Source organism: Pantoea sp. Ae19-2, assembly GCF_059801205.1.
On record NZ_JBCHWE010000001.1, the window covers coordinates 1,338,869 to 1,357,257 of the forward strand.

15 protein-coding genes and 1 pseudogene are annotated in these 18,389 nt (G+C 52.1%); 9 read left to right on the forward strand and 7 right to left on the reverse strand.

The features are described from left to right. Positions 1–214 precede the first annotated feature (214 nt). Genes AAIE03_RS06170 through rfbA form a run of 4 tightly spaced genes read right to left on the reverse strand, consistent with a single transcriptional unit; the run spans position 215 to position 3,337 of the window. Positions 215–1,057: a WcbI family polysaccharide biosynthesis putative acetyltransferase gene (locus tag AAIE03_RS06170; RefSeq protein WP_014593929.1), complete on the reverse strand. Its 843-nt coding sequence runs from the start codon at positions 1,055–1,057 to the stop codon at positions 215–217. Positions 1,058–1,069: 12 nt separating this feature from the next. Further along, the gene (gene rfbD / locus AAIE03_RS06175) at positions 1,070–1,936 is read right to left on the reverse strand and encodes a dTDP-4-dehydrorhamnose reductase (RefSeq protein WP_019105010.1); all 867 of its coding nucleotides are present in this window, start codon (positions 1,934–1,936) and stop codon (positions 1,070–1,072) included. Next, positions 1,936–2,469, reverse strand: a complete 534-nt coding sequence (gene rfbC, locus AAIE03_RS06180) for a dTDP-4-dehydrorhamnose 3,5-epimerase (RefSeq protein WP_014593928.1) — start codon at positions 2,467–2,469, stop codon at positions 1,936–1,938. The genes rfbD and rfbC overlap by 1 nt, the downstream gene beginning before the upstream one ends. Before the next feature lies 1 nt (position 2,470). Next, the gene (gene rfbA, locus AAIE03_RS06185) at positions 2,471–3,337 is read right to left on the reverse strand and encodes a glucose-1-phosphate thymidylyltransferase RfbA (RefSeq protein WP_019105009.1); all 867 of its coding nucleotides are present in this window, start codon (positions 3,335–3,337) and stop codon (positions 2,471–2,473) included. A 334-nt stretch (positions 3,338–3,671) separates the two neighbouring features. Between rfbA and AAIE03_RS06190 the strand changes: the two genes are divergently transcribed. The 8 genes from AAIE03_RS06190 (at position 3,672) to AAIE03_RS06225 (ending at position 10,918) form a co-directional block, all read left to right on the forward strand. Continuing rightward, the gene (locus AAIE03_RS06190; RefSeq protein ID WP_014593927.1) at positions 3,672–4,640 is read left to right on the forward strand and encodes an HNH endonuclease signature motif containing protein; all 969 of its coding nucleotides are present in this window, start codon (positions 3,672–3,674) and stop codon (positions 4,638–4,640) included. A 143-nt stretch (positions 4,641–4,783) separates the two neighbouring features. Then, positions 4,784–5,506, forward strand: a complete 723-nt coding sequence (locus tag AAIE03_RS06195) for an RNA polymerase sigma factor FliA (protein WP_006118887.1) — start codon at positions 4,784–4,786, stop codon at positions 5,504–5,506. 51 nt (positions 5,507–5,557) lie between these two features. Beyond that, complete coding sequence (gene fliZ / locus AAIE03_RS06200; RefSeq protein ID WP_013026139.1) at positions 5,558–6,061, forward strand: flagella biosynthesis regulatory protein FliZ; 504 nt, start codon at positions 5,558–5,560, stop codon at positions 6,059–6,061. Positions 6,062–6,264: 203 nt separating this feature from the next. Next, positions 6,265–7,251, forward strand: a complete 987-nt coding sequence (locus AAIE03_RS06205) for a D-cysteine desulfhydrase (protein ID WP_019105008.1) — start codon at positions 6,265–6,267, stop codon at positions 7,249–7,251. A 133-nt stretch (positions 7,252–7,384) separates the two neighbouring features. Next, complete coding sequence (tcyJ, locus tag AAIE03_RS06210; protein WP_014605583.1) at positions 7,385–8,185, forward strand: cystine ABC transporter substrate-binding protein; 801 nt, start codon at positions 7,385–7,387, stop codon at positions 8,183–8,185. Beyond that, positions 8,185–8,853 carry a cystine ABC transporter permease gene (tcyL, locus tag AAIE03_RS06215; RefSeq protein ID WP_013026136.1) on the forward strand — a complete coding sequence of 223 codons (669 nt, stop codon included), beginning with the start codon at positions 8,185–8,187 and terminating at the stop codon, positions 8,851–8,853. The genes tcyJ and tcyL overlap by 1 nt, the downstream gene beginning before the upstream one ends. Further along, on the forward strand, positions 8,850–9,602 hold the full coding sequence (gene tcyN / locus AAIE03_RS06220; RefSeq protein ID WP_013026135.1) for an L-cystine ABC transporter ATP-binding protein TcyN: 753 nt from the start codon (positions 8,850–8,852) through the stop codon (positions 9,600–9,602). Before tcyL ends, tcyN begins: the two co-directional genes overlap by 4 nt. Positions 9,603–9,838: 236 nt before the next feature. Next, positions 9,839–10,918 carry an acyltransferase family protein gene (locus AAIE03_RS06225; RefSeq protein ID WP_015700083.1) on the forward strand — a complete coding sequence of 360 codons (1,080 nt, stop codon included), beginning with the start codon at positions 9,839–9,841 and terminating at the stop codon, positions 10,916–10,918. 184 nt (positions 10,919–11,102) lie between these two features. Here the strand turns inward: AAIE03_RS06225 and AAIE03_RS06230 are convergent, their stop codons facing one another. After that, complete coding sequence (locus tag AAIE03_RS06230; protein ID WP_013026133.1) at positions 11,103–11,711, reverse strand: NUDIX domain-containing protein; 609 nt, start codon at positions 11,709–11,711, stop codon at positions 11,103–11,105. A 936-nt stretch (positions 11,712–12,647) separates the two neighbouring features. Here AAIE03_RS06230 and AAIE03_RS06235 point away from each other — a divergent pair. Then, positions 12,648–13,727 carry an acyltransferase family protein gene (locus AAIE03_RS06235; RefSeq protein WP_210511778.1) on the forward strand — a complete coding sequence of 360 codons (1,080 nt, stop codon included), beginning with the start codon at positions 12,648–12,650 and terminating at the stop codon, positions 13,725–13,727. A gap of 97 nt (positions 13,728–13,824) precedes the next feature. Here the strand turns inward: AAIE03_RS06235 and AAIE03_RS06240 are convergent. Both AAIE03_RS06240 and putA read right to left on the reverse strand, forming a co-directional pair. After that, positions 13,825–14,058, reverse strand: a pseudogene (locus AAIE03_RS06240) (respiratory nitrate reductase subunit gamma); the annotation flags it as partial. Between the two features lie 74 nt (positions 14,059–14,132). Continuing rightward, positions 14,133–18,077: a trifunctional transcriptional regulator/proline dehydrogenase/L-glutamate gamma-semialdehyde dehydrogenase gene (gene putA / locus AAIE03_RS06245; protein ID WP_028715244.1), complete on the reverse strand. Its 3,945-nt coding sequence runs from the start codon at positions 18,075–18,077 to the stop codon at positions 14,133–14,135. Between the last annotated feature and the right edge of the window lie 312 nt (positions 18,078–18,389).

Sequence of the window (18,389 nt, forward strand, 5' to 3'; positions counted from 1 at the left end):
CAAGACTGCGCGGGTTGTATGATAAAAAGGTGCTAATAAAGCACCTTTTATATTATTAACAATGGCGTGTTGTAGTTACCCATATTTTTTGAATCTGTTGTTACTCAAAGGGCGATTATTCAATTCGCCCCAGGGCAGATATTCTTATGCAATGGCCTGTAGTGTGCAACACGCGAACTACGCTAAAACATTATCGAATCAGGGCAAGCCGTAATTAAATATTCTGGAATTCAGCCTGTAATCCCTGGTAATAGGCAGACTTCAGCAAAGATTTTTTCAATATCTCATCGTTTTGGGAAGAGAAAAATGAGTAGTTGATTTTACCCGCCAGAGAAAGTCCTGTGTCGCGCATCATCAGATAACTCTGGTCACCACTTCCAATCTCAGGGGCATAATAATTATTGAGTAAATCGTTACCATTGAGATCAAAGTTTTTATTTTCTTTGAAAAGATCATAAAAGATAGCACTCAAAAAAACGCTCAGATGCTTATTGTTTGGATGACTAACGGTACTATAGCACTGCTTATTTTTAAGCATTGATTCCTGATAAAAGTGGGAATAGTCAAATGCGACTTTCTCTTCCTGAAAAAGTTTGTGATAACGCTTTGCGTCTTCAATGACCATATTATGCTGCTTCTGATTATCATAACTCACTTTATGATATTGAGAAACTGCATCCCCGTGCTGATGGCCTGTTAAATAAAGATGCAGGAAGCGATAATCTACATAGACCATTAACTCCGGGACAGGCGCAGGAAAATAACCTAGTTGAGGGGTGGATACACGGGACTCCATCGTCGGCAGAATACGGATGTCGAAATACGCTGCCAGCTTATCAGTTGAAAGCATCCCCCAGCGTTCTGAGTGATACTGCATATAGATATGATCACAACTTTCAAGTTCATGCATAAGATTGATAACATCCCGTTGCGCATCAAGCTTATAAATGGGCGTATTTACCACCTGCTTAATGGCACCGCGATGAAGATCAGAATAATTACTTAGCAACTGGCCGACAATTTCAAGTTGGCAGTTGCCAATGGTGGCGACTTTCATTGGCTTTAATCCTTACAAAATGCTGGCATATGAAAAAGGAGTTGACTGAGGTTTTAAACAGGTTATCAGTTGCTCCTGCCAGTCGGATGCAGTTATTCCTGCAGAGGTAATATGTTCTGTGTTCAATATACTCCGTGCGGGCCGCGTTGCTGCGGAAGGATATTGTGAACTGGTTATTCCGCGTACGTTAACCTCTTTTTCTGCCGCAACAAAGATGGCTTGAGCAAATTCACACCAGCTCACCGCAATATCGCCACAGTAATGATAAATACCCATATTTTCTGGCGAACCAGCAAGGTGAATCATCGCCTCCGCTAAATCACCCGCGTAGGTCGGACAGCCATACTGATCGTTCACCACATGTAACTCGGAACGCGTCTGCGCCAGACGAAGCATGGTACTGACGAAGTTATTGCCATACTCGCTGAACATCCATGAGGTTCTAATCACAATGGCTTCTGGCAATACCTCAAACACACGCTTTTCACCTTCCCACTTGCTTAAGCCATAGAAATTAATCGGGCAGGGCGGATCATTTTCGCTATAAGTCGTTTTCTTTAACCCATCAAAAACATAGTCAGTCGATATATGAATCAGGCGTGCGTTGACCAGTTTTGCTGCTTGTGCCAGATTTTCAGGACCAATCGCATTCACCTTCAGCGCGCGGGTACGATCGGTTTCTGCTTTATCGACGGCCGTGTAGGCCGCAGCATTCATGATGACATCAGGTTTGAATTTTTTGACGACGCGCATAACCGCACAGCGGTCAGTAATATCCAGCTCTGCCGAACCACACGCCAGCGTGATCCAGTCAGCGGGAAAACGATCCAGCAAGCAACGCCCTAATTGGCCATAAGCCCCTGTAAGTAAAACGCGCATTACACCAACTCCTGCAGTGATAGTCCTTGTTGATCTTTTACCGACAATATCGGCTGTTCTACAGGCCATTGAATTGCAACATCAGGGTCATTCCACATCAGGCAGGCTTCATCCTTAGGGTTGTAATATTGAGTACATTTGTATTCAAAGTCAGCGACGTCCGAAAGGACGACAAAACCGTGCGCGAGTCCGGGGGGAATCCACAGCTGCGTTTTATTTTCTTCAGAAAGCAGAATACTCTCCCACTGACCAAAGGTCGGAGAACCGGGACGGATGTCGACTGCAACATCGAATACTTCGCCCCGCACGACGCGCACCAGCTTGCCCTGGGGCTCTGTTTTCTGAAAATGTAAGCCGCGTAATACATGTCGGCCTGAGCGCGAATAGTTGTCTTGCACAAATTCGAGGTGGGTTTCAAGTAACTCCTGATAGCGACGTTTTTCAAACGTTTCCAGGAAAAAACCACGATCGTCACCATAAACCGCTGGCTGGATGATTTTAACATCGGCAATTTTAGTGGCTTTTACCTTCACGCTATTCCTCCACCAACATTTTTAAATACTGGCCATACTGCGTTTTCCCAAGATATTGGGCGCGTTTTAACAGGGCTTTGTGATCTGTCCAGCCTTTACGCCAGGCAATTTCCTCAAGACAGGCAATTTTAAAGCCCTGACGCTTTTCAATGGTGTGGATGAAGTGTGACGCTTCAAGCAAGCTTTCATGCGTGCCGGTATCCAGCCAGGCAAAACCACGGCCCAGTATTTCGACGTTTAATAATCCATCGTCGAGGTACATTTGGTTTAGCGTAGTGATTTCCAGTTCGCCGCGTTCAGAAGGGCGAACCTGTCGGGCCATGGCGCTCACATTGCTGTCGTAAAAATACAGGCCCGTCACCGCATAGTTTGATTTTGGCGTTGTGGGCTTTTCTTCAATAGAAAGTGCACGGAATTGTTTGTCAAATTCGACAACACCAAAACGCTCAGGGTCCATTACCTGATAACCAAATACGGTGGCACCGAGCTCAAGAGTAACAACATCTTCTAGCTTTTTACCGAAGCTTTGACCAAAGAAAATGTTATCGCCTAACACGAGTGCGCAGCGTTCTCCAGCGATAAACGACTCACCAATAATAAAGGCCTGCGCCAGACCGTCTGGCGATGGCTGCACAGCATACTGAAGATTGACGCCAAAATGTGAGCCATCACCGAGTAAGCGTTGAAACCCTGCGAGGTCTTCTGGAGTGGTAATGACCAGGATATCTCTAATCCCTGCGAGCATAAGCACCGAGAGCGGGTAATAGATCATGGGCTTATCGTAGACGGGGAGTAACTGTTTGGAGACGCCGCAGGTTACAGGATGTAATCGAGAACCTGTTCCACCAGCCAGCACTATGCCTTTCATCATTCACTTCCTCTATACCCGATCTGCATCTGCAGAGTGATGGTGAAAGAATACGAGTGTGCAAGTGAAATTAATGGCAAGAATAACCGATAAAAAAGCAGGTAAAGTAAAGGATAAGAACGCCGCGCGCCCCTGAACAGAGAGGGAGATAAAACAAACAGGCGTGTTTTGTGTTGCACTAATGCAAATGTAGCAGGGCAAAACGAACGGATTTTGGTCTGGGCCGTAAACAATAAAAAAGTGAACTCAGCGTTACAGTTCATCTCCGCTATGCCGATAATTCCCTTCAGAATGGCTCTAATTTTGATATTACTTTTCATGTTCTGGGGTGGTTATGCGCTTTAACTATGACCTGCTACCGGGCGAACGTCTCTCATTTGAAGAGATCGCCCTACGTTATGCACAACAATACCCTGATGAGAAAGAACTGACCGCGCGTGCGTTGCTGAGTCCTTCAACCAGCTATCGGACGTTAAAAATTCGCGCTGTCTTTGCTCAGGAAGAGAGTAACAGTCCGCTGGAAGACCTGTTGTTCATCGCCAACGATAACGAACGAAAAAATTATCTGCGCCGTTTTGAGCACTATCTGAAACAGCAGCAGCCTTTTCACTATTTTCGTCGGGGACACGAGGATAAAGAGAACAACCGGTGGAAAGTGATTGGGCAGAGCTACGTCTATGCGATGGTCGATCCGCACTCCGCTCAGGCGCAAAACCTGATCAACAGCCGGGGCTATAAGCTGGTTCTGATGCGCGAGGACGAAGAGGATGCCTGGTGGCAGCTGTTCAACGTTCAGTCTAATCCTTGCTTTCCACAGTCACGCCGTATCCAGTTTATTGTGGTACTAAGCACGCCTGAGCACAGAACGCCCGCTGCAGTTATGCCTGGTACGGAAGTCGGGCGGCGGGTGAAAGCCAAAGTGTTGCAGAAGGCCAGCCAGTCAGAGTTTATGGCGGCGGTTAAGGCGCGCTATGGGGCCTGTATCATTACCGGAACCAGCCTTCTCGATCAGCATCAATGGCCCTGGGTCGAAGCCTGCCATATCGATACGCGCGAAAACGAAGAGGGATTTCTCGCAGACAATAGCGTGGATAATGGGCTGTTCCTACGCAGCGACTTACAGCGGCTTTTCATCAACAGAATGATTAGTATCGATGGTGATTCCGGGCAGGTCCGTTTTCACACGGATGATAAAACACGTGAAAGCATTAGCCCGTTTTATCAGGAGATGGAAGGCCGGGTTTGCGCGCTATGGGAAAACGTCCCCGTAGCCACACGGCAGCGTTTGCTGACATTACGTTAGCCTTCCTGTTCAGAGCGGAGACTTCCGCTCTGAAACATCACAAATTTGAAATAACCTCGGTTTATCCCGCCTATTCTGCCAATCAAAAGCCCTACAGAATTGCATAATCATGCCGATAACTTCATTAACGCAGGGTAGTCAACGTGAACGATCTCTATACCGCCGAAGGCGTGATGGACAAACATTCGCTCTGGCAGCGCTACGTACCACTGGTACGTCATGAAGCACTGCGCTTGCAGGTCCGCCTGCCAGCCAGTGTTGAACTTGACGATCTGCTTCAAGCCGGGGGCATTGGTCTGTTGAATGCGGTGGAGCGCTATGACGCACTCCAGGGTACCGCCTTTACCACGTATGCAGTACAGCGCATCCGTGGAGCCATGCTTGATGAGCTTCGCAGCAGGGACTGGGCACCACGTAGCGTCAGACGAAATGCTCGCGAGGTTGCGGGAGCCATGCATCAGGTTGAACAGATGCTGGGCCGCGCTGCCTCTGAGCAGGAAGTCGCGCAACAGTTGAATGTTTCGATAGAAGAGTACCGGCAGATTCTGTTGGATACCAACAACAGCCAACTCTTTTCGTACGACGAGTATCGGGAAGAACACGGTGACAGTGCGGAACTGGTGACGGAAGGGCACGAAGAGGCCAATCCACTTCATCAGTTGATGGAAGGGAGTCTGCGTGAACGCGTCATTGAAGCGATCGAGGCCTTGCCCGAACGCGAAAAGATGGTGCTGACACTGTACTACCAGGAAGAACTGAATCTGAAAGAGATTGGCGCGGTTCTTGACGTGGGGGAATCCCGAGTCAGCCAACTGCACAGTCAGGCGATAAAACGCTTGCGTGCCCGACTTACGGGAGCGCGCTAGAAGGCTCAGTTCCTGGCGATCTATAAATAATAAGAAATCGGGGACTCAACAGTGGGAGCCAAAACCAAAGCCAGACCTTTAAGTCGTTATCTTAAAGACTACAAACACAGCCAAACCAATTGTTCACACTGTGGCAAAGTTTTAGATCGTATGGCGCTGGTCTTCCGAGGTCAGATCATCAATAAAGAGGCCATCGCACGCATGGACCAAATGATTGATGAGCCGCTTTGGCTAAAACTTCAGCCTGAATTAACGGCGCTTTGCCGTTTTTGCAGCGATATTTTTTGTAATACACATCCTAACTACTTTGACATTATGGCGTTTAAACAATATCTGTTCGAACAGACGGAAATGAGCCCGAGCACGATTCGTGAATACGTGGTTCGCTTACGTCGGCTTGACGATATGCTGAAAGCCAGAAACTTTCCGGCTGAAAAACTGACAGGCAATAGCTGGCATCAATGCCTGGAAGAAGACTTACCTGATGCTGGCAATAATAATTATCGTATTGCGCTGCGAAAGTACGACCAGTTTTTAGGCTGGCAGCAACGTTAAGGGACACAGTGAAATGTCAGAGAGCGTTGCCACTGACATGATGTCTCCCACCCCCATTTTTCCCACTTCGCGGGGGAAAATGGGGATGTTGCGCTGCAGCAGGCTGACCTCTCTTTTCCCCCGCATTTGAATTCAGGATGATCCTTTCCGCATCTTCTGTAACACTGTAAAGATCACTGCCTTGTGCCCAACGGGAGGCCGCATTGTCCTTACATCTTATCCATCAGTTTCCTCGTATCGAACTTCTGGGCGCGCCCACGCCGCTGGAATATCTGCCCCGTTTATCTGACTATCTTGGTCGTGACATCTTTATCAAACGTGATGACGTGACACCGCTGGCTATGGGCGGTAACAAGCTGCGCAAGCTGGAGTTTTTAGCCGCGGATGCCCTTCGTGAAGGCGCTGACGTGCTGCTGACCGCCGGCGCCATTCAGTCTAACCATGTGCGTCAAACGGCGGCCGTTGCAGCCAAACTCGGCCTGAAATGTGTGGCCTTGCTGGAGAACCCGATAGCAACGCACAGTGAAAACTACCTGACCAATGGCAACCGCCTGATGCTGGATCTCATGGATGTCGAGGTGGTGATGGTCGATGCGCTGACCCAACCTGCCGTGCAACTGGCGGAACAGGCGGAGCGGCTTGAAGCGCAGGGCTTCCGGCCTTACATTCTGCCGGTGGGCGGTTCGAATGCGCTGGGGGCGCTGGGCTATGTGGAATGTGCCCAGGAGATTGCTCATCAGAGCGAAGGGGTGGTGGATTTTGCGGCAGTCCTGGTTGCATCAGGCAGTGCCGGAACGCATGCCGGTCTGGCGGTTGGGCTGGAACAGCTGCTGCCGGAAACTGAGCTGGTTGGCGTAACTGTATCGCGTAACGTCGCTGAGCAACGGCCTAAGGTTGACGCACTACGCCAGGCCCTGGCAACGCAGTTAGCCGTAGAGGCGAAGGCACCGGTCACGCTATGGGATGACTATTTTGCTCCGCGCTACGGCCAGCCGAATGAAGAAGGCATGGAGGCGATCAAACTGCTTGCGCGTCTTGAAGGGATTTTTCTCGATCCTGTTTATACTGGTAAAGCCATGGCGGGCCTGATCGATGGTATCAACCAGAATCGTTTTCGCCGGGAAGGGCCGCTGTTGTTTGTGCATACAGGCGGCGCGCCCGCGTTATTTGCTTATCACCCTTCGGTCTGAGACGCAGCGCAAAAAAGGGTTATAATTCAGCCGTTATTTTAACGCCTTAGGTAAAATAACGCCCATAATGACAGAGCGGCAGGCCGTGATGCGCCGCTCAACAGCTCACTTACAAATAATAAACGGGGTAAACATGGCTTTCTCACAGATTCGTCGCCAGGTGGTGACGGGAATGATGGCGGTTGCGCTGGTGGCAGGCTTCAGCGTTAAAACGTTTGCGGCAGACGATTTACTGGCGCAGGTTAAAAGCAAAGGCGAGCTGCGCGTCGGTCTGGAAGGCACCTATCCTCCTTTCAGTTTTCAGGATGAAAAGGGCAAGCTGACGGGCTTTGAAGTGGAGTTTGCTCAGGATCTGGCCAAACACATGGGGGTTAAAGCCGTCCTGAAGCCAACCAAGTGGGATGGCATGTTAGCGGCGCTGGATTCGAAACGCATCGATGTGGTCATCAATCAGGTGACGATCTCCGATGAGCGTAAAAAGAAATATGATTTCTCTACGCCGTATACGATTTCTGGCGTGCAGGCGCTGACGCTGAAGAAAAACGCGGGCAGCATCACTAAGCCAGAAGACCTCGCAGGGAAGAAAGTCGGTGTGGGCCTGGGGACCAACTACGAGCAGTGGCTGCGCGCGAACGTAAAAGGTGTGGATATCCGCACTTATGATGATGACCCAACCAAATATCAGGATCTGCGTTCTGGTCGCGTTGACGCGATTCTGGTGGATCGCCTGGCTGCACTGGATCTGGTGAAGAAAACGGGCGATACCATGGCGGTAGCCGGTCCGGCATTCTCGCGTCTGGAAGCGGGCGTTGCGCTGCGTAAGGGCAACGAAGATTTACTGAAGGCGATCGATCAGGCCATTGCGGAAATGCAGAAAGACGGCACCCTTAAAAAGCTGTCAGAAAAATGGTTTGGCGCGGACGTTACTAAATAATGCAGGAAAGTTTACAACTGGTGCTGGACTCAGCACCCTTTCTTCTTAAGGGCGCGCTGTTCACGCTGCAGCTCAGTATTGGCGGTATGTTTTTCGGGCTGATACTGGGCTTTTTGCTGGCCCTGATGCGCCTGTCCCGCTTCTGGCCCGTGAACTGGCTGGCGCGTATCTACGTGTCCATCTTTCGTGGCACGCCGCTTATCGCCCAGCTGTTTATGATCTACTACGGTCTGCCGCAGTTTGGCATTGAGCTGGATCCCATTCCCTCGGCGATGATTGGGCTGTCGCTTAACATGGCGGCCTATGCCTCAGAATCGCTGCGCGGCGCGATTGCGGCCATCGAGCGCGGCCAGTGGGAAGCGGCGGCCAGTATCGGCATGACGCCGTGGCAAACGCTGCGTCGGGTTGTTTTACCGCAGGCCGCCCGTACCGCACTCCCGCCTTTGGGTAACAGCTTTATCAGTCTGGTAAAAGATACTTCGCTGGCTGCCACGATCCAGGTTCCGGAATTGTTTCGTCAGGCGCAGCTGATTACCTCACGCACGTTGGAGGTGTTCACCATGTATCTGGCGGCTTCGCTGATCTATTGGGTGATGGCAACCGTACTGTCAGCATTGCAGAACCGACTGGAAGCGCACGTTAATCGTCAGGATCAGGAGGCGAAATGAGTGCTATTGAAGTTCGCCAGTTGGTGAAAAAGTTTAACGGACAAACGGTACTGCACGGCATCGATCTTGATGTCGCCCCGGGCGAAATCGTCGCGATAATCGGCCCCAGTGGCTCAGGTAAAACCACGCTGTTGCGCAGCATCAACCTCCTTGAGGTCCCGGATGCTGGCCGCATTAAAGTGGGTGATATCACCATTGACGCCAGCCTGGGCATGAACAGACAGAAAGAGCGGGTGCGGCTGTTGCGTCAGCAGGTGGGTTTTGTCTTTCAAAACTTCAATTTATTTCCGCATCGTTCGGTGCTGGAAAATATTATTGAAGGTCCGGTGATTGTGAAGCGGGAAGCGAAAGCGGACGCGGTTGCCCGCGCGCGCAGCCTGCTTGAAAAAGTTGGACTCAATGGCAAGGAAGACAGCTACCCACGGCGCCTGTCCGGTGGTCAGCAGCAGCGTGTCGCCATTGCCCGCGCGTTGGCGATGCAGCCAGAAGTCATTTTGTTTGATGAACCGACCTCTGCGCTGGATCCGGAACTGGTGGGTGAAGTACTGAACACCATTCGCGCACTGGCTCAGGAAAAACGCACCATGGTTATCGTGACGCACGAAATGAGCTTTGCCCGCGACGTCGCCGACCGCGCCATTTTTATGGATCAGGGCCGTGTTGTTGAACAGGGCCCTGCTAAGGCACTCTTCAGCGATCCTCAGGAGCCGCGTACCCGGCAGTTTCTGAATAAATTTCTTAATCAATAAACCCGGTGCCGCCAGAAGTTGGCGGCGCTTATTGCGCTGTCTCCCACCTTTACTCTTCTCAGTTTCTTCCGAAAATTTACATTTTGCATAGATTTAATTAACTGATTTTAAAGGTGATTTGTCATCATCTCGCGTCCTGAGGTAACAGATTGTAACTTTTAAGAGCCGCCTGATTGAGACTTCCCGCTAAATATTAATAATTCTTCACAAATTCATTGCACGATCGGGAAGACATAATGAACCAACCCAGGAAGGAAATCCTCTGGATCAATACCCTAAAAGGGGGATGCATTTTACTTGTGGTACTGCATCACTCCATCATTACAACCTTCGCGCCAGCGCTTCATCATTTGACAGCCGGTATCGTACCGGCTCATGCGTGGGTGGCGTTTAATACCTGGCTTTCCCCCTTACGGATGCCGGCATTTTTCTTTGTATCCGGCCTGCTGGCCAGTAACTCGGTGATCAATAAACGCTGGAAAGCGGTCTTCACTAAAAAGTTCAGCAACATCGTTTACCTGTATCTGCTGTGGGGCGTAATCCAGTGGCTGAGTATCCACTACATTTCAACCCACCTGGGCGAGCGGCTGTCCAGCAGCAAAAACGCCGCCTATGCGGATTCGCCAATGGAGTTTATTAAACTGCTGATGCTGTCGATGACCAGCCTGTGGTACCTGTATGCTCTGGCGGGGTTTTTTCTGGTCACTAAACTTTTCCATCGGCAGAAGATGCTGCTGGTGGCTGCGGCAATAGCGGCAAACTACGCCGCGCAGTTTAGCCTGATCCCCGGATGGGGCCCGGCCAGCGTGGCACAGAACTATCTCTATTTCTTACTGGGCGTATTTTTTAGCGCAACGTTAATCGAACTGAGCGGTTTAAAAGGTCGTCACTGGCTCTGGTTGGGCGCAATCGCGGCGATCGGCATTGCCCATCATCTGGGCGGCATATATAAAAACCCGTTCTACAGCCTGCTGACCATCGTCTTTGGTATTGTGCTGTGCCGTTTTCTTAATGCGCATTTCAATATGGCGTGGCTGAACTATATAGGGCGTAACACGCTGCAGATTTATGTTTTGCACCGTATCTTTATCGAACTGGTGGGGCTGAGCGCCATCTCACTGGCGCTGCACTACGGCTGGTTTGGCAACGCGGGTTTTAGCTGGGCATGGGCGTTGCTGATGCCGTTAACCGGAGTGGCAGTCTGCACGCTCCTGTCTTTGATGGTCTGGTCGCTGCTGAACCGGGGGCCGGGACGGATGCTGTTTATTCATCCACGTTTAATCAGTAAACGGCAGCCAGAAACCCAAGCCTCATGATCCTGACGTACCGGGCCAGCATGCTGGCCCGTTTCGTATCCTTTCTCTGGCGGGCACCGCAGGGAGTAAGCATTTCTCCCCGGTTAGCCTGTTCCTGTCGCGTCAGCTGACAGGGCGAGAAGCATCAGTCGCCTCTGGTCGGGGAAGGGACACTTCATGTTGAGGCTGCTCTTTGCGTGCCGTGTTATGCCGGGAGACAAATGCCTTTGATGACCAGGTGCTGAATCAGAATAATGGTTTTCGCGTCAATGATGATGCCGGCATCAATCATCGCAAGCGCCTCTTGAATCGGCACCTCAATGACTTTGATATCTTCACCTTCAGCAGCAAGGCCTCCGCCCTCGTTAATCCGCATTTCGCGGGTAAAAGGGGCGATGAAAAAGTGCAGACGCTCAGTGACGGAACCCGGGCTCATGAATATCTCGCCAATCTTAGTGACCTCATTCAGCTTATATCCGGTCTCTTCTTCGGCTTCACTTCTTATTGCCTGAATCGGGTCCCGCTCATCAAGCAAACCGGCGCAGGCTTCAATCAGTTCATAGTGATGACCGATCAAAAACGCAGGCAGCCGGAACTGGCTGGTAAGGATGACCGTTCTGTCATCGCGGTTGTAGAGCAGAATAGTCGCACCGTGGCCGCGATCGTAAGCTTCACGCGTGAAACGCTGTTCTGTCCCATCGGAACGGACATAGGTCATATCGTATTTGGTCAGGGTGCCCCAGTCGTTTGCCAGTATCTGCTGGTTGTTAACGGTCGCGGTGGTGGAAACGGGCGTATAATGCGCATGCTTCATATTGAGATTCCATTGGTAAGTAAGTCTGGAAGAGCCATTCAGACACAGCGTGCCGAGTGGACATTAAAAAAATCACCCCTAAACCTAAACCTAAACCTAAACCTAAACCTAAAAATGCACTTTTCACCTGTCAGCGATATTTCCGAAAGGAACACCTAAGCGAATAACGTTTAGCGGTGTTTTATCCACGCCCTGTCTTTTTTAAGGTGATATTCGAACCTGAAATAAAGATACAGGCAATAATGCAGGGAAAAATTTAGCCGAAAAGGGCATAAACGAACGATTTTACCTGGCTGAATAAGCCACTCGCGCTAATCAAATACACACAGTAACGTTACCTGTACTTAAGATGAGTCACCTGAGCTAACATAAAGCCAGAAATAAGGTTAAGCAAGCGTTGAGTGTGAAAATTCGCCGGGACGTCATCGTGCGGTGAGGCATCGCGCGATGAAACGTTTATCTGTTGCCGCAACGATAAAGTCATGGCACTGCAGGGGCAGGATACGCGCGGCCTTGGGGCCTTTGCGGCAGGATGCCTGCATAGCGCGGCACGGCTTTTGCAGCGCGCGTTCACGCAACAGCGTAGGGCCAGGGAATAAAATACCTCGCCTGTCCTGCGCGACCCAGGCCAACTGATTTAATAACTGACCTGATTATTAACGGGCAGCAACACCTGGATATTTCTTATTTATTCAGATAAGAACACCTTATTTATTCCGTCGTCTGACAACAATTCCCTGCGTTGAAATTAAATCCGGGATAAATGTCAGAAAACATCCTGTATTGTAAAGTACGGTTTTAAACCCTTCCGGGAGGGGGACTTTAAGACTTTCGCTACATTCAGGAGTGCGAGCATAGGGAATACTTTTCGTATAACGATAACGTCGGCAGTTCGAATAACTTGTTTGTACATGACACAGCGACGGAAAAAGCCTGATGACGAAAAATGAAGAAAAAGATATTGCATGGATTAATACCCTAAAGGGAATCTGTATCCTGCTGGTCGTCCTGTATCACACGGTGTTACCCGGTTTTGAAAGTCGGGTGAAAGATCTGGCCGCAGGTGAATGGGTGGCAGAGATGTGGGTGCAGTTTAATACGTTATTATCGCCGCTGCGCATGCCCGCGTTTTTCTTTGTGTCGGGTTTACTGGCCAGAAATGCCATCATTGATCGCCCCTGGAAACGTATCGCGACCAGCCGGATGACAAATCTGTTTTATCTCTATCTGCTGTGGGGAGCCATTCAGTGGGGGGCCATCACGGGCATTTCAACGGAAATTACCGGGCAGCGTATTTCACAAAATATCAATGCGGCCTATGCGGGAACCTTTTCTGAGTTCCTGACGCTGACGTTTCTGGCGATGAGCACCTCATGGTATTTATATGCCCTGGGGATCTACTTTCTTCTTGCCAAACTTTTTCAACGTTACAACCTGCCTTTATTGCTTATGGCCGCAGTGCTTAATTATCTGGCGGTTGAAAAAATCATTCCCTACTGGGGCCCGCAGAGTCTGGCGCAGTATTTTGTTTTCTTCATGCTCGGCACGTTCTGGTGTTCGCAGATATTGCGTTTAAGCGAGTGGCGAAGGCAAAACGGACTGCCGTGGTTGTTACTGCTGCTGCTGGCGGGCCTGCCCGCTCTGTTCGATTTCGACAGAAGCCTCTTCTTATCTGTTCTTGCCATCCTCATCAGCGTAGCGGCCTGTCGCGGGTTAAATCAGGTCAGTAGCATGGCGTGGCTCAACTGGATTGGCCGTCATACCTTGCCTGTTTACGTCCTGCATCGCATCTTTATTGAGTATTTCGGCATGACGGCCATTTTGTTTGCGCAGCGCCACCAGCTCTTTGCGCTGGCATGGTTTTCGTGGCTGTGGGCCTGCCTCTATCCGCTGGTCATTGTCGCCCTCTGCTCACTGGCGTCCGTTGCCGTCTGGTCGCTGACAAATCATGGCGTCGGGCGCGCGTTGTTTCGCTTCCCGACGCTGATAAAACGGCCTGTGTACCCGGCGGCGTAACCGGGGCAGGTGGCGCAGGATGCGGGAACAGAAAAAGGCGTGGTGTAAAAAGCGCAATGAAGCCGGCCGCTGATAGCGGGCCGGATTGCGGTCAGGCTTAGTTACGCGCGCGCATCACCTGATAGCGGCGCGTGAAATACTCGACCGGCGCGCTCCAGATGTGCACAAGGCGGGTAAACGGAAACACCAGAAAAATCGTCACTCCCAGAATCAGGTGAATACGATCAATCCCTTCCACCCCGTCAAGCCAGCGTCAGACGTTGCTCCGCAACGTGATCACCGCCTGTGCCCAGCCGACCTGTTTCATCATGCCAGGGCCATCCATATATCGCCCAACGCTCAGCGCAAAAAAAAGGTTCATGCCCGGGCATGAACCTTTAACGTAAGCGATCGGTCTGAAGGACGTTACCCGATTGTCATCAGGCTGGCATTGCCGCCCGCGGCTGCGGTGTTAACGCTGAGTGAACGTTCAATCAGCAGACGTTCCAGCAGCAGATTAGTTTCGCCGCGCGCAAAACCCTGCACCGACACGATGGCACCTTCGCGCGCCGCAACCTGTTCGCACAGGTTGCGGAGCTGGTCGGCATCACCGTGATAGATAACAGCGTCAAAATGCGCAGACAGGGGATCGTTGGAGAGCGTAATGCGGCTTTTCACCGTCGCCGGTAAGTTGCCCAGCAGTGCGCGGTGCAGCTCATCGTCCTGCCACAGTGCCTGGCTGCCTACGCTGGTGACCGCCGCCAGTTGAATCAGAGCATCCTGCTCGTTATCCGCCAGACAGAGTACCTGCTCACGCGGCAGCAACAGGAAGGTATTGCGTTCGCCTGTTGGTCCGGGCAGCAGGCGTACCGTGCCTGCCTGAGCCAGCTCGGCATAATGCTGGCACAGTGAAGACAGCTGAGGCTTATCTTTTGCCCACTCGCTCAATGCCTGATGCGCTGCCAGCAGCAGCTGACGCTGGGCATGGTCGGCCGGGCGCTCAGCATCCTGACGGGCGAGGGTGGTGCTGAGTGCGTTGTCCGGGCGATTCGCCAGCAGGCGATACAGATAAAGCGGGCCCCCCGCTTTCGGACCGGTACCGGATAACCCCTCGCCGCCGAATGGTTGCACGCCCACCACCGCGCCAACCATGTTGCGGTTAACGTACAGATTGCCCACTTTGGCCGCTGCGGTGACCTGCATGATGGTTTCGTCAATGCGGGTATGGACGCCTAACGTCAGCCCATAGCCCGAGGCGTTAATCTGTTCGATCAACTGCGGCAGGCCACTGCGGGTGAAGCGCACAACGTGCAACACCGGACCAAATACCTCTTGCGTCAGATCGCTAACCTTATCCAGTTCAATCAGCGTCGGTTTCACAAAGGTTCCGGTTGCCCACTCTTTGCTGTCCTGTGGATGATCCTGCGCCGTTTGAAACACCTTAAAGCCTTTATTGCGCATGGCCTGAATATGGCGCTCAATGTTGGCTTTGGCCTCTTTATCGATCACCGGGCCGATATCGGTGGACAGGCGCTCCGGATTGCCCATACGGCACTCCGCCATCGCGCCACGCAGCATTTTCAACGTATGTTCCGCGACGTCCTCCTGAACGCACAGCAGACGCAGCGCAGAGCAGCGTTGACCCGCGCTGTCAAAGGCCGAGGCGACGATATCGATCACCACCTGTTCTGTCAGGGCGGATGAATCGACAATCATGGCATTCATGCCGCCGGTTTCAGCAATCAGCGGAGTGGGGCGGCCTTGGGGATCCAGCCGGCCTGCCAGATTACGTTGTAACAGGGTGGCGACCGCCGTGGAGCCGGTGAACATCACGCCACGAATGCGTTCGTCTCCGGTGAGCTGTGCGCCCACGGTTTCACCGAGGCCCGGCAGCAGTTGCACGACGCCAGCCGGGACACCGGCACTCAGTAAGATCTCAACGGCCTGCGCGGCAATCAGCGGCGTCTGCTCGGCAGGCTTCGCCAGCACGCTGTTTCCGGCCGCCAGCGCGGCTGCGACCTGACCGGTAAAAATGGCCAGCGGAAAGTTCCACGGGCTGATACAGACCACAGGTCCCAGTGGGCGGTGCGTTTCGTTGTCAAAATCAAGGCGGACGATGCCAGCGTAGTAATAGAGGAAGTCCACGGCCTCACGCACTTCGGCAATGGCGTTGCTGTAGGTTTTACCGGCTTCGCGCACCAGAATGCCCAGCAACTGCTGTAGCTGACCTTCCATTAACTGTGCTGCACGCTCAAGGATGGCCGCGCGCTCCTGAGGCGGAGTGGCAAACCAGATAGGACCGGCATTGACCGCCGCCTCAATGGCCTGGGAAACCTCCTGTTCTGAGGCATGGCGAACGGTACCGACGACGTCCGACGGCGCGGCCGGATTCACCACATTCTGGCTTTCTCCGCTACCAGCAGGGCCGTCAATAAGCGGTTGTGCCAGATAAGGCTCACTCGCGCCGCTCAGCAGAGCACTGGACAGGGAAGCAAGGCGGTGCTCGTTAGCCATATCCAGACCCGCAGAGTTAACCCGGTCGCTGCCATATAAGTCTCGCGGCAGCGGGATCTTTGGATGTGGCAGGCCCAGGGTGCCTTCGCTGGCACCCAGTTTTTCAATTTCACTCACCGGATCGGCGACCAGCTCGTCTATCGGCATGGACGTGTCGGCAATACGGTTAACAAAGGAGGTATTCGCACCGTTTTCCAGTAGGCGACGCACCAGGTAAGCCAGCAGGGTTTCATGTGTACCTACGGGGGCATAGATACGGCAGGGACGATTGAGTTTGCCGTCTGCCACTTTGCCTACCACCTGATCGTAGAGCGGTTCACCCATGCCATGCAGGCACTGGAACTCATACTGTCCGGGATAATAGTTATTGCCCGCCAGTTGATAGATCGCGGCCAGCGTGTGCGCGTTATGTGTGGCAAACTGCGGATAGATCAGATTGGGCACTGCCAGCAGTTTACGGGCGCAGGCCAGATAAGAAATGTCGGTGTACACCTTACGGGTATAAACCGGATAGCCTTCCAGCCCTTCCACCTGGGCGCGTTTGATCTCGCTGTCCCAGTAAGCGCCTTTCACCAGGCGAATCATGAGACGACGACGGCTGCGTTGGGCCAGATCTGTCAGCTCATCAATCACAAACGGGCAACGCTTCATATAAGCCTGAATCACGAAACCTATGCCGTTCCAGCCTTCAAGCTCGGGTTCAAAACACAACCGCTCCAGCATATCGAGAGACAGCTCTAAACGATCGGCCTCTTCCGCATCAATGTTAATGCCGATGTCGTAAGAGCGGGCCAACAGGGTCAGCGACTTCAGAATCGGATACAGCTCATCCATCACCCGATCATACTGCGCGCGGCTGTAGCGCGGATGGAGTGCGGACAGCTTGATAGAAATGCCCGGGCCTTCATAGATGCCCCGACCGTTTGAGGCTTTACCAATGGCGTGAATCGCCTGCTGATAAGAAACCAGATAGGCTTTGGCATCGCTGGCCGTCAGGGCGGCTTCACCCAGCATATCGTAGGAGTAACGAAAGCCTTTTTCTTCAAGCTTGCGGGCGTTGGCCAGGGCTTCGGCAATGGTTTCACCGGTCACGAACTGTTCGCCCATCAGGCGCATCGCCATATCCACGCCTTTCCGGATGAGCGGCTCGCCGCTCTTGCCAATAATTCGGTTGAGCGAGCGCGACAGGTTGACTTCATTGTGCGTTGAGACCAGACGGCCCGTAAACAGTAATCCCCACGTCGCGGCGTTCACAAACAGTGACGGGCTGCGGCCAAGATGTGACTGCCAGTTACCGTTGCTGATCTTGTCGCGGATCAGCGCATCGCGGGTGGGCTTATCCGGGATACGCAACAAAGCCTCGGCCAGGCACATTAATGCCACACCTTCCTGAGAGGAGAGTGAAAACTCCTGCAGCAGGCTTTGCACCATGCCGGCACGGCCGGTCGCCCCTTTTTGGTGCCTCAGCTTGTCGGCCAGCTGGTGCGCCAGCTGCTGCGTTTTTTCTGCCAGTGCGGCGGGAAGGCGCGCTTGCTCAAGCAACATGGGAACCGCATCAGTTTCAGGACGGCGCCAGGCGGCTGTCACCGCAGAGCGGGCGACCGACTGCGGCAAAATGTTTTCGGCGAATTCAAGGAAGGGCTGAACCATCTCTTCCGGGGCAAGCTCATCGGACGCTGAGTCGTTAAGCTGCAGGGGGATCTCATCCACCGTTTCACCCGCATCTAACTGGGTCAGATAATTAAAGATCGCCTGTTTAATCAGCCAGTGAGGCGTGCGATCGAGTTTCTGCGCCGCCAGTTTAATACGGTTGCGGGTGGCTTCATCCAGCTTCACCCCCATGGTTGTTGTTCCCATGATTTTCTCTTCCTTAAAACGGTTTTGACCAGAGCATGGGCTGCACTATTACCCATGTTGCAACTTTGTGCAACCAGGTTAAATGTGACCTCGGTTGCACACTTTGAAACCCCTTTTTTAATTAACATTTAAAAGCGGCACAAATCTTGCTGCAAAAAACTCGCCAAAGTTGCAACCCCATTCAATTTAAAGGGTGAAATCATTGCAAAGGTGCAACTTTATTGTGAGCGGGCGCAACCTGTGAGCATTAAAAAGGTATTGAGAGGTGAAACTGATGTGACGGATGTGTTAAATGCATTGTGTGCGCCGTGC